This window comes from Streptomyces sp. NPDC048436 (assembly GCF_043200355.1).
Lineage (GTDB): Bacteria > Actinomycetota > Actinomycetes > Streptomycetales > Streptomycetaceae > Streptomyces.
In genome coordinates, this window is sequence record NZ_JBICXP010000006.1 from 105,613 (window position 1) to 118,772 (window position 13,160).

A 13,160-nucleotide genomic window follows, 5' to 3' on the forward strand; every position below is an offset into this window, starting at 1 on the left:
GGTTGTGGCTGATCGCGCAGTTCCCCGCGCCCCTTCAGGGCGCTACCGTCGCCCGCATGCATCCGGGAGCGTACGACCCCGCCAGGACGGCCGTCGTCACCGCTGACGGCACACGGACCCTCACCTACGGGCAGCTCGAAGAACGCTCCCTGCGGCTCGCGGATCATCTGCGGGCCGCGGGGTTGCGCCGGGGCGACCACTTCGCCCTGCTCTGCGACAACGACCCGCGCGCCCTCGAGGTTTACTGGGCGGCCCTGCGCTCGGGCCTCTATCTCACCGCCGTCAACCACCACCTCTCGACGGACGAGGCCGCCTACATCGTCCGCGACTGCGGTGCGAAGGCGCTGATCACCTCCGGGTCGCTCGCCGAACTGGGCGCGGCGGTCACGGAGTTGGCGGGCGGTCCGCCGATCCGGCTCGGCCTGGACGACGGGACGTACGAGAAGGCGCTGGAGTCCGCATCCGCCGAACCGCCCGCGCACCAGCCGCGCGGCACCGACATGCTCTACTCTTCCGGGACCACCGGCCGCCCCAAGGGCATCGAGCCCGCACTGCCCGAAGGGGACGTGCGTGAGGAGCCCAGCACTTATGTGCTGATCTTCCAGGCCATGTACGGCTTCGGCGAGGACACCGTCTATCTCTCGCCCGCGCCGATCTACCACGCGGCGCCTCTGCGCTTCTGCGGAGTCGTCACGGCGCTCGGCGGCACGGTCGTCCTGATGGACTCCTTCCAGGCCGAGGGTGCTCTCGCCGCGATCGAGAAGCACCGGGTCACGCACAGCCAGTGGGTGCCGACCATGTTCGTCCGCATGCTGAAGCTGCCCGCCGAGGTGCGTGAACGCCATGACCTGTCCTCGATGAAGGTCGCCATCCACGCCGCCGCGCCCTGTGCCGTCGAGGTCAAGCAGCGGATGCTGGAGTGGTGGGGGCCGATTCTGTACGAGTACTACTCCTCGACGGAGGGCAACGGCATCACGTTCATCTCGCCCGAGGAGTGGCTGCGCAAGCCCGGTTCGGTGGGCCGGGACGGCTTCCTCGGCACCCTGCGGATCTGCGACGACGCGGGGGTTCCGCTGCTGGTCGGCGAGACCGGCATCGTCTACTTCGAGCGCGAGGAACAGCCCTTCCGCTACCACAACGACGACGGCCGCACCCGCGAGGCCCAGCACCCCGAGCACCCCAACTGGACCACCACGGGCGACATCGGTCACGTCGACGAGGACGGTTACCTCTTCCTCACCGACCGCAAGGCATTCATGATCATCTCGGGTGGTGTGAACGTCTATCCGCAGGAGGCCGAGGACTGCCTCGTCCTGCATCCGGCGGTGGCGGACGTGGCCGTGATCGGGGTCCCGGACCCGGAGATGGGGGAGGCGGTCAAGGCCGTGGTGCAGCCTGCCGAAGGAGTGACCGCCGGGCCCGAACTGGAGCGGGAGCTGATCGAGTTCGTACGGCGACGGATCGCGCACTACAAGGCACCGAGGTCCGTGGACTTCGCGCAGACACTGCCTCGTACTCCTACCGGGAAGCTGGCCAAGTCCTCGCTGCGGAAGTCGTATGGGGAGTGAGCGGGTGGCGTCAGCCGATGATGCGGACCGCCAGGGCCTTGCGGGCGGTCCCTGCAGCTCGGGCATCCTCGCGGGCGGTCAGCACTTCGAGTTCCGGAAGGCGCCCGCGGCGATCCCCGGCGCCAGCAAGCCGAGCCGCATCGCCGAGGACGTCGCCGCGCTCGGCGAGAGCGTCCCGGCGGCGTTCCAGGCGGACCTGCGCGCTCAGAAGCTGATCGCCGCTGACGTAACCGTGCCCACCGCCTGACCCTCAACTGGCCCCGCCCGTAAGCACCTACGTCCCGCAAGGAGAATCCCGTGGCCTCCACCAGCGCCTCCATCGAGATCCCCGTACCCGCCGACCGTGTCTGGCAGCTCATCGGCGGCTTCGACTCGCTGCCCGACTGGCTTCCGTTCATCCCCGCCAGTGAATCCAGCGAGGGCGGCCGCGTACGCACCCTCACGAGCGAGGACGGCGGCGTCATCGTCGAGCGCCTCCTGCACTTCGACGACAAGGCGCGCACCTACAGCTACTCCATCCTCAAGGCACCCTTCCCCGCCACCGACTACGTGGCCACCCTCGCGGTGCACGAGGCCCCCGGCCAGGACGCCTCCCGCGTCGAGTGGTCCGGCGTCTTCACACCGGTGGGCGTCGGCGACGACGAGGTCGTCACCCTGTTCCACGGCATCTTCAGCGACGGGCTCGCCGCCCTGAAGCAGACTCTCGCCGCTTGACCCTCGCCGCCTGAACGGACGCCGTATTCCGCACGTCGCCCGGGCCGCCGGAATGATCTACTGGGCCCGGGGGACACGGCGGGCCACCCAAGCGCCCGCCCAGTCGAACCACAGCAGGAGGTACGCAGCATGCTCGTCGATCTCTCCGGCAAGACCGCCCTCGTCACCGGCTCGACCCAGGGCATCGGGGCGGCCATCGCGGTCGGCCTCGCCAGGTCGGGCGCCAGGGTCGCGGTCAACGGACGGTCCGCCGCTTCCGTCGACAAGGCCGTCGAACGGCTGAAGGAGGAGCACGGAGGCGCCGAGTTCATCCCGGCGCCCGGCGACATCTCCACCGACGAAGGCGCCGAGCAGGTCTTCGCGGCCGTGCCCCACGCGGACATCCTCGTCAACAACCTCGGCATCTTCGGCGCCGAGGACGCCCTCGGCATCAGCGACGACGAATGGCGACGCTACTTCGAGGTCAACGTCCTGACCGCCGTCCGGATGATCCGGCACTACCTGCCCGGGATGAAGGACCGCTCCTGGGGGCGGATCCAGAACATCGCCAGCGACTCGGCGCTCGTCACGCCCGCCGAGATGATCCACTACGGCATGTCCAAGACCGCGCTCCTCGCGGTCTCCCGGGGCTTCGCGAAGGAGGCCGCCGGGTCGGGCGTGACCGTCAACTCCGTGATCGCGGGCCCCACGCACACCGGCGGCGTCGAGGACTTCGTGTACGAACTGGTCGACTCCGCCCTGCCCTGGGACGAGGCGCAGCGCGAATTCATGGCCAAGCACCGCCCGCAGTCCCTGATCCAGCGGCTCATCGAGCCGGAGGAGATCGCGAACATGGTGGTCTATCTCAGCTCACCGCTCGCCTCGGCCACCACGGGCGGCGCCGTGCGGGTCGACGGCGGCTACGTGGACTCGATCGTCCCGTAACCATGACCTCCTCCACCGGGCGACCGCCCACTGGCCTACTGCTCGGCGTCGACATCGGGACGTCCTCCTCCAAGGGCGTCCTCGTCCGCCCCGACGGCACGCTCGTCGCCCAGGCGCGGCGCGAGCACGCGGTGTCCACGCCGCGCCCCGGCTGGTTCGAGCACGACGCCGACAGTGTGTGGTGGGCCGAATTCCGGTCCCTGGCAAGGGAGTTGATGGCCGAGCTGCCCGCCGGCGAGTCGCTCGCCGGGGTCGGCGTCAGCGGCATCGGCCCCTGTCTGCTGCCCGTCGACGAGCAGGGCGCGCCGGTCCGCCCGGCCATCCTGTACGGAGTCGACACCCGGGCCGGGGCCGAGATCGCCGAGCAGAACGAACGCTACGGGCCCGACGACATCATCCGCCGCTGCGGCTCGCCCCTGACCAGCCAGGCGATCGGCCCGAAGCTCGCGTGGCTGCGCCGTCACGAACCCGCGGCCTACCGGAGCACCCGCCGCTGGTACATGGCGAGTTCCTACCTCGTGCACCGCCTCACCGGCCGGTACGTCCTCGACCACCACTCGGCAAGTCAGTGCACTCCGCTGTACGACCTGGCCGCCCAGGAGTGGATCGGTGAGCGCTGCGAGGAGATCGCCCCTGGCCTCCAGTGGCCCGAACTGGTCTGGCCGTCCGAAGTCGTCGGCGCCGTGACCCCGCAGGCCGAGACCCTCACGGGCCTCCCCGCGGGCACCCCGGTCGTCGCGGGCACGGTCGACGCCTGGGCGGAGGCGACCGGCGTCGGTGTAGCCGCCCCGGGCGACCTCATGCTCATGTACGGCACGACGATGTTCCTGGTGAGCATCCTGCGGGAGCCGCTGACCAGCCCGCGTCTGTGGGGCACGGCGGGGGCGTTTCCCGGCACGTACTGTCTGGCCGCCGGCATGGCGACCTCCGGGGCGGTCACCGGGTGGCTGCGTGACCTCACCGGCACGTCGTACGAGCAACTGACCGCGGAGGCAGGGGCGTTGCCGCCCGGCGCCGAGGGGCTGCTGATGCTGCCGTACTTCGCGGGGGAGCGCACCCCGCTCTTCGACCCCGATGCCAGGGGCCTCGTCCACGGCCTGACGCTGCGGCACGGCCGCGGTCACCTCTACCGGGCGGCGCTGGAGGCCACCGCGTACGGCGTCCGGCACAATCTCGCCGCCATGACGGAGGCGGGCGCCACCGCCGAGCGTCTGGTCGCGGTCGGCGGCGGCGCCCACGCGCTGTGGACCCGGATCGTCTCCGACGTGACGGGCCGCGAGCAGCACCTGCCGCGCCACACCATCGGCGCGGCGTACGGCGACGCGTTCCTGGCGGCGGTCGGCGCAGGACTGGCCGAGCCGGACGACATCGCGCACTGGAACCCGACGGTCGAGGTGATCGCGGCGGACCCCGCCGCGTCGGCCGTCTACGACCGGCTCTACGGCCTCTACCTGGACCTGTATCCGGCGACCCGCGAGGCCGCCCACGCCCTGGCGCGGCTCAACTGATCACGGGGCCATCACATGGGCCCGACAACCTTCTTGTGCATGTGGTTGTAGACCACCGACGTCCGTACGTCGGCGAGTTCCGGCCGCTTCGTCAGCTTGTCCAGGACCACGGCGTGCAGATGGTCGGCGTCACGGACGGCGACGTGCACCAGGAAGTCGTCGGTCCCCGTGAGGACGAAGACCGAGATCACCTCGGGCATCCGCACGAGGAACGCCTGGAACGCCTCGATCACCGCACGCGTCGGCGGGCGGACCCGTACGGCGATCATGGCCTGCAGCCCGCGGCCGATCGCCGTGAGGTCGGCCTCCGCGTGGAACCCCGTCAGGATGCCGCGCTGGCGCAGCGACCGGATCCGCTCCAGACAGGTGGAGGGAGCGATGCCGAGCACTTGGGCCATGTCCCTGTTGGTGCGCCGACCGTCTTCCTGGAGCATCCGCACCAACGCCGAATCAAGTTCGTCCACGCTCGCCTCACCCTGTCAGTTTCCGAAGGTAATTCGGATTCTAAGCGCGGCCTTCGGTCATCTGCTTAACCTCCTCCGAGATCGGCTGATGTTTGTTCGGCCACGGCGTGTTCGGCGACAGCGTGTTCGGCGACTGGGAGAGAGGCGACTTGAGATGCGCGGACGAGGACCCGGCGCGGGGGCGATATGCGCGGTGGTGGCCGCCGCGTTGCTCTGGAGCAGTTCGTACGCGGTGACCAAGCGGGTGCTCGAGGACGTCGGCCCGTTCAGCATCGGCGCCATCAGGTTCAGCATGGCGGCCTTGGTCCTGTGCGTGATGGTGAGGATGAACCGGCACCGCCGGGGCCGGCCGGACGCGCGGCAGCGGGGCCGGCTCTACCTGAGCGGGTTCCTCGGCATCACCGTCTACTTCATCCTGGAGAACGTCGGCGTCGACATGTCCACGGCGTCCGACGCCTCGCTGATCGTCGCCACGTACCCGCTGATGACGATGCTGCTCGAACTGCTCGTCTTCCGTACGCGGTTGCCGTTGCCGCGGGTGACGGGCGTACTCCTTGCCACCGCCGGCGCCTTCCTCGTCGTACGCAACGGCGCCCAGGTGGGCGGCAGTTCGCGCTGGCTTGGCGACATCCTGTTGCTGCTCGGCGGGCTGGCCTGGGCCGGCTACAACGTGCTCGGCAAGCGCGCGAGCGCCGGGCAGGACGCTGTGAGCGTCACCTACTACCAGACCCTGGCGGGCGCGGCCGGCTTCCTGCTCGCGTCGCTCCTTGAGGCCGGTGACTGGCGGATGCCGGACGCGACCGCATCGGCGCTGCTCGTTCATCTGGCCGTGGCGTGCTCGGTCGGCGGCTTCCTTCTCTACAACTACGGCCTGCGCAGAATGGCTTCGAGCGTCGCCGTGAACATCCTCAACCTCGTCCCGGTCTTCGGCGTCCTGGGTGCCGTCGTGATCAACGGGGAGTCGATCCGCCCGGCCCAGGTGGCGGGCGGCGCCATCATCGTCGCCGGGGTGGCGCTCGGCATGGTCGAGCGAGGGCGGCGGGCACGGGCCACGGCGGAGCCGGACGAGCAGGCGGCCGCCGCACCGGCCGCGCGCTAGCCCGTTCCGCTCCCGTCAGTTGTTGGTGGTCACGTGGACGTAGTCGACGACGAGTTGCTGCGGGAAGCTGGTGCTGCCGTCCGGGTCGCCGGGCCAATAGCCGCCGACCGCGAGGTTGAGGATCAGGAAGAAGGGCTTGTCGAAGACCCACTTGTTGCCGTTCAGGTCGGCGGGGGTGCGGGTCTGGTAGACGGTGCCGTCGACCGACCAGGTGACCTTGTTCGGCGACCAGTCCACCGCGAACGTGTGGAAGTCGTCCGCGAACGCCTTGCCGCCGGGCAGGGTGTAGCCCGCGCCGATGCCGCCCGAGCCCGAGTAGCCGGGGCCGTGGAGTGTGCCGTGGACGGTGCCCGGCTCGAAGCCGACGTTCTCCATCACGTCGATCTCACCGCTGTTGGGCCATCCGACGCTGCCGATGTCGGCGCCGAGCATCCAGAACGCCGGCCACATGCCCTGACCGCGCGGCACCTTCATCCGGGCCTCGACATGGCCGTACGTCTGCGTGAACTTGCCCGAGGTGTTGAGCCGGGCCGAGGTGTACTCACAACGGCCGTACCAGCACTGGTAGTTGCCGGGGTTCTCCTTGCGGGCGGTGATGACCAGGTTGCCCTGGCCGTCCAGGGCGGCGTTGTTGTTGCCCGAGGTGTAGTACTGCCGCTCGTGGTTGTTGACGTTGTCGCCGGTCTCGATCTGCCACTTGCCGCCGTCGACCGCCGAGCCCGCGGGGCCGTTGAAGTCGTCGGTGAACGTGGGGTCCGCGGCGGCGGGTGCGGGGGAGGGGGCCGCCGACGCTCCGGCGGGGAGTCCGGCCAGTGCCGTGGCACAGCAGGCCAGGGCGGCCGTGGAGAGTGCCGCGCGGCGGCGCCAGGAGGTATGCACAGTCATCACATCGCTTCACGTGGGGGTGGCGAGCTTGTGGGGGTGCGAGGTCTACGGTGTGCCATGCGCATGACAAGGTGGCATCGAGAACTGAACGCGGCGGGCGATCGGTCCCGGCGCTTAGTTCAGTACTTGATTTAAGGCAGACTCCTGGGCCCCGTCAAGGAGTTGGTGCGGACCAAGTTGACGGACCAAGTTGACGACCAAGTGGGCGCGGACCGCGTTGGTGCGGCTCACGTTGGCGCGGGGTCGGCCTCACCGGCCCCCCGCCACCACGCGCGCCAGATACGGCGCCGTCCTGCTCCCCTCGGCCCTCGCCACCGCCGCCGGAGGCCCCGCCGCGACCACGCGCCCGCCCTCGTCGCCACCGCCGGGGCCCATGTCGATCACCCAGTCCGCGCCCGCCACCACCGCCATGTCGTGCTCGACGACCACCACCGAGTGGCCCGCGTCGACCAGGCCGTGCAGCTGACGCATCAGGACCTCGACGTCGGCAGGGTGGAGCCCGGTCGTCGGCTCGTCCAGGAGGTAGAGCGTGTGCCCGCGCCGGATCCGCTGCAACTCGGCGGCCAGCTTGATGCGTTGCGCCTCGCCGCCGGAGAGTTCCGTCGCGGGCTGCCCCAGGCGCAGATAGCCGAGCCCCACGTCCAGGAGTGTCCGCAGGCTGCGGGCGACGGCCGGGGTGTCCGCGAAGAAGTCCGCGGCGGCCTCCACCGTCAGGTCGAGCACCTCCGCGATGTTCCGTCCGTGGTACGCCACTTCGAGGGTCTCGGGGTTGTAGCGCGCACCGCCGCAGTCGGGGCACGGCGCGTACGTACTGGGCAGGAAGAGCAGCTCCACGCTCACGAACCCCTCGCCCTGGCAGGTCTCGCACCGCCCGCCCGCGACATTGAACGAGAAGCGTCCGACGCCATAGCCCCGTGTCCGTGCCGCGTCCGTGGCCGCGAAGACCTTGCGCACGACATCGAAGAGGCCTGTGTACGTGGCGAGGTTGGAGCGGGGGGTGCGGCCGATCGGCTTCTGGTCGACGGACACCAGACGTCCCACGCCGTCCAGTTCCTCGGTGATCTCGCCGATGAGCGTGGACTTGCCCGAACCGGAGACACCGGTGACCGCGGTGAAGGCGCCGAGCGGGAACTCGGCGCTCACATCGCGCAGATTGTGCCGGCTCACGGGGCCGGCCTTCAGCCAGCCGTGCGGGACGCGCACCTCGCGTACCGCGGCGGGCTCGCGGTCGAAGAGGAAGCGGGCCGTCGCGGACTCCGTGACGCCCTCGAGGTCCGCCACCGGGCCGCTGTGCAGCACCTGACCGCCGTGCTCACCCGCGTTCGGACCCACGTCGACGAGCCAGTCCGCGTGGCGTACGACATCGAGATGGTGCTCCACGACGAAGACCGAGTTGCCCGCGGCCTTGAGCCGGTCGAGGACGGTGAGCAGGGACTCGGTGTCCGCCGGGTGCAGCCCGGCCGACGGTTCGTCCAGGACGTACACGACGCCGAAGAGACCCGAGCGGAGCTGGGTCGCGAGCCGCAGCCGCTGCAGCTCGCCCGCCGAGAGAGTCGGCGTGGCGCGGTCCGGGCTCAGATAGCCAAGGCCCAGCTCGGTGATCGTGGCGATGCGGGCAAGGAGATCCTCGCTCAGCACACGGGCCGCCTCCGAACCTGCCGCCTGCTCAAGGGACTTGGCAAGCTCCGACAGGGGCAGCGCGGCCAGATCGGCGATCGTGCGGCCCGCGAACGTGACCGCCATCGCCTCCGGGCGCAGCCTGCTGCCGCCGCACGCGGGACAGTCCGCGCTCTGCAGGAAACGCTCGGCCTTGGCGCGCAGAGTCTGGCTCTTGGAGTCCGAGAACGTCTTCATCACATAGCGCCGGGCGCTCATGTACGTGCCCTGGTACGGGCGTTGGATGCGCCCGGCGTCCCGCACCGGGTGCACGGTCACCACCGGCTGCTCGTCCGTGAACAGGATCCAGTCGCGGTCCGCCTGCTCCAACTCCCGCCAGGGACGCTCGACGTCGTATCCGATGGCGTCCAGGACGTCGCGGAGGTTCTTGCCCTGCCAGGCGCCGGGCCAGGCGGCGATGGCGCCCTCGCGGATGGAGAGGGCCGGGTCGGGGACCAGGAGTTCCTCGGTCGTGCGGTGCACACGGCCCAGGCCGTGGCACGACGGGCAGGCCCCGGCCGCCGTGTTCGGCGAGAAGGCGTCCGAGTCGAGCCGCTCGGCGCCCTCCGGGTAGGTGCCGGCGCGGGAGAAAAGCATGCGCAGCGAGTTCGACAGGTTGGTGACGGTGCCCACCGAGGAGCGGGAGGTGGGCGCCGAGCGGCGCTGCTGGAGCGAGACCGCGGGTGGTAGGCCGGTGATCTCGCCGACCTTCGGCGCTCCCACCTGGTGGATCAGCCGACGGGCGTACGGGGCGACGGACTCGAAGTAGCGGCGCTGGGCCTCCGCGTAGACCGTCCCGAAGGCGAGCGAGGACTTGCCCGAGCCGGAGACACCGGTGAAGACGGCGATGACGTCACGCGGGATGTCCACGTCCACGTCCCGCAGATTGTGCTCGCGGGCACCCCGGACACGTACGAACGGATCGTGGGGGCTGCGCATGGGGCGGACTCCGTACGTGGCTCGGGGGCAAACCCCACGATTCTAGGTCGCGGTCAGGCCCGCGACCCGGGCCAGGCGCCGGAAGGAGTCGCGCAGGCCTTGACGGTCGTACGTACTGGTCGTGACCAGCACTTCCTGTGCGCCGCTCTCCTTGATCAGGGTCTCGAGTTCGTCGGCGACCTGCTCCTCCGTGCCGTGGATGTGGCCGGCGAGGCCCTGCTCGTAGAAGCCGCGCTCCTTGTCGGTCATCGTCGTCGCCGGTGACTCGATCCGCTCGGCCGGGGGCAGCGGCGGGAACGTGCCGTGGGTGCGGGAGTACGCCATCGACCAGGCCTCCGGTATCAGCAGGCGGCGGGCCTCCTCGGGCGTTTCGGCCACGGCGATCGTGCCCGAGACGACGACGTACGGCTCGCTCGACCAGGCCGAGGGGCGGAAGGACGCGCGGTAGTGCTCGATGCCGCGGAGCATCTTCTCGCGGCTCCTGAGGTCGCCGATGACCATCGGAAGGCCGGCCTCGGCCGCGATGGTGGCGCCTTCGCCCATGGCCAGGACGAACGGCGGGACACTCAGGCCCTCGGTGGGCCTGGCGTGCGCTCCCGTGTCCGACGTGCCCGCGAACCAGCCCAGGAGTTCGGTGAGCTGTGCCGCGAAGTCATCGGCGTCGTGCTTGTCGCGGCCCAGCGCCCTGCGCACCCCGTCGGTGAAGCCGACCGAGCGGCCGAGCCCCATGTCGATCCGGCCGGGGAAGAGCGATTCGAGGACACCGAACTGCTCGGCGACGATGAGCGGTTGATGGTTCGGCAGCATCACACCGCCCGTGCCGACCCGGATGGTGCGTGTCGCGGCGGCGACGGCCGCGGCGAGAACGGTCGGCGCGGAGCCCGCGACGCCCGGCACCGCGTGGTGTTCGGACACCCAGAGACGGTGGTAACCCAGCTCTTCGAGCTCCTTGGCCAGGCGCACGGTGTCGCGCAGGGCCTCGGGACCGTCGTGCCCCTCGCGGGTGCGGGAACGGTCGAGGACGGAGAACCGCGTTGCTTCGATCACTGAGCTCACAGAGGGTTCAACGCCTGAGCGGCGCCAGGATTCCCGCCGCCGCGGTCGACTGCCGCGGAACCTGCTTAGGCTGTGCGCGTGACGGAAGACAGCAGGCCACTGGCCGTATTCGACCTGGACAACACGCTCGCGGACACCGCGCACCGGCAGCGCCACCTGGAGAAGAAGCCGCGCGACTGGAACGCCTTCTTCGCGGCGGCGCCGGACGATCCGCCGCTGGGGCAGGGCGTGGCCCTGGTCCTTGAGAGCGCGCGGGAGTGCGAGGTCGTCTACCTCACGGGCAGGCCCGAACGGTGCCGCGAGGACACCGTGGCGTGGCTCGCGGCACAGGGTCTCCCGGAGGGGCACATCTGGATGCGCCGCAACGACGACCGGCGCCCGGCCCGTCGTACCAAGCTGGAGATCCTCCGGCAGATCGCCAGGACCCGCGAGGTCCGCGTCCTCGTGGACGACGACGAGCTGGTGTGCGACGAGGCCGAGCGTGCGGGGTTCAGGGTCGTACGGGCGCGCTGGGCGAGCACGTCCGCCGCGCTGAAGGACGCTCAGGAGCGCGAGGGGCGGACGTGACCGCTCAGGGGCGTACTCAGGCGCTGTCGCCGTCGTCCAGGCGGAAGCCGACCTTCAGGCCCACCTGGTAGTGCTCGATCTCGCCGTTCTCGATGTGACCGCGCACCTGGGTGACCTCGAACCAGTCCAGCGAGCGCAGCGTCTGCGAGGCGCGGGCGATGCCGTTGCGGATCGCCTGGTCGACGCCCTCGTGCGAGGTGCCGACGATCTCGGTGACCCGGTAGGTGTGGTCGGACATGAGGGTGTTCCTCTCGGCCGTGGGGTGACGTCACTCCACCGTGCCCCACGGAGCGTCGGTGCGCGAGGTGATGGACGTGTTCGATGGTGCGCCTGGCCCGATCCGGGCCGTGAACCCTTGATCCGGGCCGTAAACCCTTGACCAGCCCATTGGTACAGACCAAAATCCAGCCGTACCCGTTCGAGCCATGAGCTCACCCCCCGCGTCGGGCCGACCTTCCCCTGTCCGCAGGAAGAAAGTGACCCACGTGAAGCACTCCCGCCGCGCCGCCATGTCCTTGTCCCTCGCCCTCGCCGCCACGGTGCTGCTGCCGGGGTGCGGGGCCCTGCCGGGCGGGGGAGAGGAGCGTCGGACGGTGACCGTCTGGCTGATGCGGGGCAGCGCGTCGGCGGAGTTCGTCAAGCGGTTCACCGCGGACTTCGAGAAGCGGCAGGGCGACATCGACCTGGAGATACGCCTCCAGGAGTGGACCGGCGTCGGCGGCAAGGTCAAGGCCGCGCTCAAGGCCGAGGACGGTCCCGACGTCATCGAGGTAGGCAACACGCAGGTCGCCCAGTACGTCGACGAGGGCGGGCTCTACGACCTCACACTGGAGTCCGCGCGCGACCTCGGCATGAAGGACTGGCTGCCGGGTCTTGCCGAGCCGGGGCGGTACAACGGCAGCCAGTACGGCGTCCCCTGGTATGCCGCCAACCGCGTAGTCATCTACAACAAGGACCTCTTCGCGCGGGCCGGGATCGAGCAGCCGCCGAAGACGCGCGCACAGTGGATCGCCGCCACGGAGCGGCTCAACTCCGGGGGCCAGCAGGGGATTTATCTGGCGGGCCAGGACTGGTACACCCTGGCCGGATTCATCTGGGACGAGGGCGGCGAGCTGGCCGAGGAGGCCGAGGGATCCCGCGGCGTATGGAAGGGCAGCCTGCACTCCACCGCGGCCCTGCGGGGGATGGAGTTCTACCGGCGGTTGCAGGCGCTGGGGAAGGGGCCACGGGGCGCGGACGAGGAGCATCCGCCGCAGGCCGGGGTGTTCGCCAAGGGGGACGTGGCGCAGATCGTCGCCGTGCCCGGAACGGCGCGGGCCATCGAAGAGGCGAACCCTGGCCTGAAGGGAAAGCTCGGCTACTTCCCGATCCCGGGGAAGACGGCGGCGAAACCCGGGGCCGTGTTCACCGGCGGCTCCGATCTCGTCGTGCGGGGCAAGACGGACGACCGCAAGGGGGCGGTCGCCGTGATCGAGGCCCTGGCCGGGAAGAAATGGCAGACGGAACTCGCCCGCACCATGAACTACGTACCGAACAAGACGACGCTCGCCTCGGCCGTGGCGGGAGAACCCGGCGCCGCGGCAATGGCGACGGGAGCGGCCCGCGGCCGGGCCACTCCCGCCTCGCCCAAGTGGGCCGCCGTGGAGGCGGACAACCCGATCAAGACGTACATGAGCAAGGTGCTGGGCGGCGGAGACCCGGCGGCGGAGGCCAAGAAGGCCTCGCGCCGGATCACCCAGGAACTGGACGTGACCGGTCCCTGAGGGGGCGTGGGGCGGTC

The 13,160-nt window shown here is 70.4% G+C and carries 12 protein-coding genes and 1 pseudogene; 8 read left to right on the top strand and 5 right to left on the bottom strand.

Annotated features, from left to right (window positions below; genetic code table 11):
* Nucleotides 1–56: 56 nt before the first annotated feature.
* The 5 genes and pseudogenes from ACGFX9_RS21750 to ACGFX9_RS21770 all read left to right on the top strand — a co-directional run bounded on the left by ACGFX9_RS21750 (nucleotide 57) and on the right by ACGFX9_RS21770 (nucleotide 4,714).
* Entirely contained in the window at nucleotides 57–1,568 is a 1,512-nt protein-coding gene (locus ACGFX9_RS21750; protein ID WP_393474279.1) for an acyl-CoA synthetase, read from the top strand.
* Between the two features lie 37 nt (nucleotides 1,569–1,605).
* Nucleotides 1,606–1,815: pseudogene (locus tag ACGFX9_RS21755) on the top strand (aldo/keto reductase); the annotation flags it as partial.
* Between the two features lie 50 nt (nucleotides 1,816–1,865).
* On the top strand, nucleotides 1,866–2,282 hold the full coding sequence (locus tag ACGFX9_RS21760; RefSeq protein WP_393474282.1) for an SRPBCC family protein: 417 nt from the start codon (nucleotides 1,866–1,868) through the stop codon (nucleotides 2,280–2,282).
* 129 nt (nucleotides 2,283–2,411) lie between these two features.
* On the top strand, nucleotides 2,412–3,206 hold the full coding sequence (locus ACGFX9_RS21765) for an SDR family NAD(P)-dependent oxidoreductase (protein ID WP_393474284.1): 795 nt from the start codon (nucleotides 2,412–2,414) through the stop codon (nucleotides 3,204–3,206).
* A 2-nt stretch (nucleotides 3,207–3,208) separates the two neighbouring features.
* Nucleotides 3,209–4,714 carry an FGGY-family carbohydrate kinase gene (locus ACGFX9_RS21770; protein ID WP_393474287.1) on the top strand — a complete coding sequence of 502 codons (1,506 nt, stop codon included), beginning with the start codon at nucleotides 3,209–3,211 and terminating at the stop codon, nucleotides 4,712–4,714.
* Between the two features lie 11 nt (nucleotides 4,715–4,725).
* Here ACGFX9_RS21770 and ACGFX9_RS21775 read toward each other — a convergent pair whose 3' ends face one another.
* The gene (locus ACGFX9_RS21775) at nucleotides 4,726–5,178 is read right to left on the bottom strand and encodes an Lrp/AsnC family transcriptional regulator (protein WP_393474290.1); all 453 of its coding nucleotides are present in this window, start codon (nucleotides 5,176–5,178) and stop codon (nucleotides 4,726–4,728) included.
* Nucleotides 5,179–5,332: 154 nt separating this feature from the next.
* Here ACGFX9_RS21775 and ACGFX9_RS21780 point away from each other — a divergent pair, with 154 nt between their 5' ends.
* Nucleotides 5,333–6,277 (top strand): DMT family transporter, encoded by a 945-nt coding sequence (locus tag ACGFX9_RS21780; RefSeq protein WP_393474293.1) that lies wholly within the window; start codon nucleotides 5,333–5,335, stop codon nucleotides 6,275–6,277.
* A gap of 15 nt (nucleotides 6,278–6,292) precedes the next feature.
* On the opposite strand, the gene ACGFX9_RS21785 is transcribed toward ACGFX9_RS21780, so the two are convergent.
* From ACGFX9_RS21785 to ACGFX9_RS21795, 3 genes are all read right to left on the bottom strand, one after another.
* Complete coding sequence (locus tag ACGFX9_RS21785; RefSeq protein ID WP_393474296.1) at nucleotides 6,293–7,162, bottom strand: family 16 glycosylhydrolase; 870 nt, start codon at nucleotides 7,160–7,162, stop codon at nucleotides 6,293–6,295.
* A 249-nt stretch (nucleotides 7,163–7,411) separates the two neighbouring features.
* A complete protein-coding gene (locus tag ACGFX9_RS21790; protein ID WP_393474299.1) occupies nucleotides 7,412–9,757 on the bottom strand; it encodes an ATP-binding cassette domain-containing protein in 2,346 nt (781 codons plus the stop codon).
* Between the two features lie 42 nt (nucleotides 9,758–9,799).
* Nucleotides 9,800–10,813 (bottom strand): LLM class flavin-dependent oxidoreductase, encoded by a 1,014-nt coding sequence (locus ACGFX9_RS21795; protein WP_393474303.1) that lies wholly within the window; start codon nucleotides 10,811–10,813, stop codon nucleotides 9,800–9,802.
* 78 nt (nucleotides 10,814–10,891) lie between these two features.
* Between ACGFX9_RS21795 and ACGFX9_RS21800 the strand changes: the two genes are divergently transcribed.
* The gene (locus ACGFX9_RS21800; protein WP_393474306.1) at nucleotides 10,892–11,380 is read left to right on the top strand and encodes an HAD family acid phosphatase; all 489 of its coding nucleotides are present in this window, start codon (nucleotides 10,892–10,894) and stop codon (nucleotides 11,378–11,380) included.
* 16 nt (nucleotides 11,381–11,396) lie between these two features.
* Here the strand turns inward: ACGFX9_RS21800 and ACGFX9_RS21805 are convergent, their stop codons facing one another.
* A complete protein-coding gene (locus ACGFX9_RS21805; RefSeq protein WP_361831529.1) occupies nucleotides 11,397–11,618 on the bottom strand; it encodes a dodecin in 222 nt (73 codons plus the stop codon).
* 271 nt (nucleotides 11,619–11,889) lie between these two features.
* On the opposite strand from ACGFX9_RS21805, the gene ACGFX9_RS21810 reads away from it, so the two are divergent.
* Nucleotides 11,890–13,143, top strand: coding sequence for an extracellular solute-binding protein (locus ACGFX9_RS21810; RefSeq protein WP_393475374.1), 1,254 nt, complete (start codon nucleotides 11,890–11,892; stop codon nucleotides 13,141–13,143).
* Nucleotides 13,144–13,160 lie beyond the last annotated feature (17 nt).

Coding starts and splice junctions, on each gene's coding strand:
- ACGFX9_RS21750 (WP_393474279.1), top strand. CDS start 57: ATGCATCCGGGAGCGTACGACCCCGCCAGGACGGCCGTCGTCACCGCT.
- ACGFX9_RS21765 (WP_393474284.1), top strand. CDS start 2,412: ATGCTCGTCGATCTCTCCGGCAAGACCGCCCTCGTCACCGGCTCGACC.
- ACGFX9_RS21770 (WP_393474287.1), top strand. CDS start 3,209: ATGACCTCCTCCACCGGGCGACCGCCCACTGGCCTACTGCTCGGCGTC.
- ACGFX9_RS21780 (WP_393474293.1), top strand. CDS start 5,333: ATGCGCGGACGAGGACCCGGCGCGGGGGCGATATGCGCGGTGGTGGCC.
- ACGFX9_RS21785 (WP_393474296.1), bottom strand. CDS start 7,162: ATGACTGTGCATACCTCCTGGCGCCGCCGCGCGGCACTCTCCACGGCC.
- ACGFX9_RS21790 (WP_393474299.1), bottom strand. CDS start 9,757: ATGCGCAGCCCCCACGATCCGTTCGTACGTGTCCGGGGTGCCCGCGAG.
- ACGFX9_RS21805 (WP_361831529.1), bottom strand. CDS start 11,618: ATGTCCGACCACACCTACCGGGTCACCGAGATCGTCGGCACCTCGCAC.
- ACGFX9_RS21810 (WP_393475374.1), top strand. CDS start 11,890: ATGTCCTTGTCCCTCGCCCTCGCCGCCACGGTGCTGCTGCCGGGGTGC.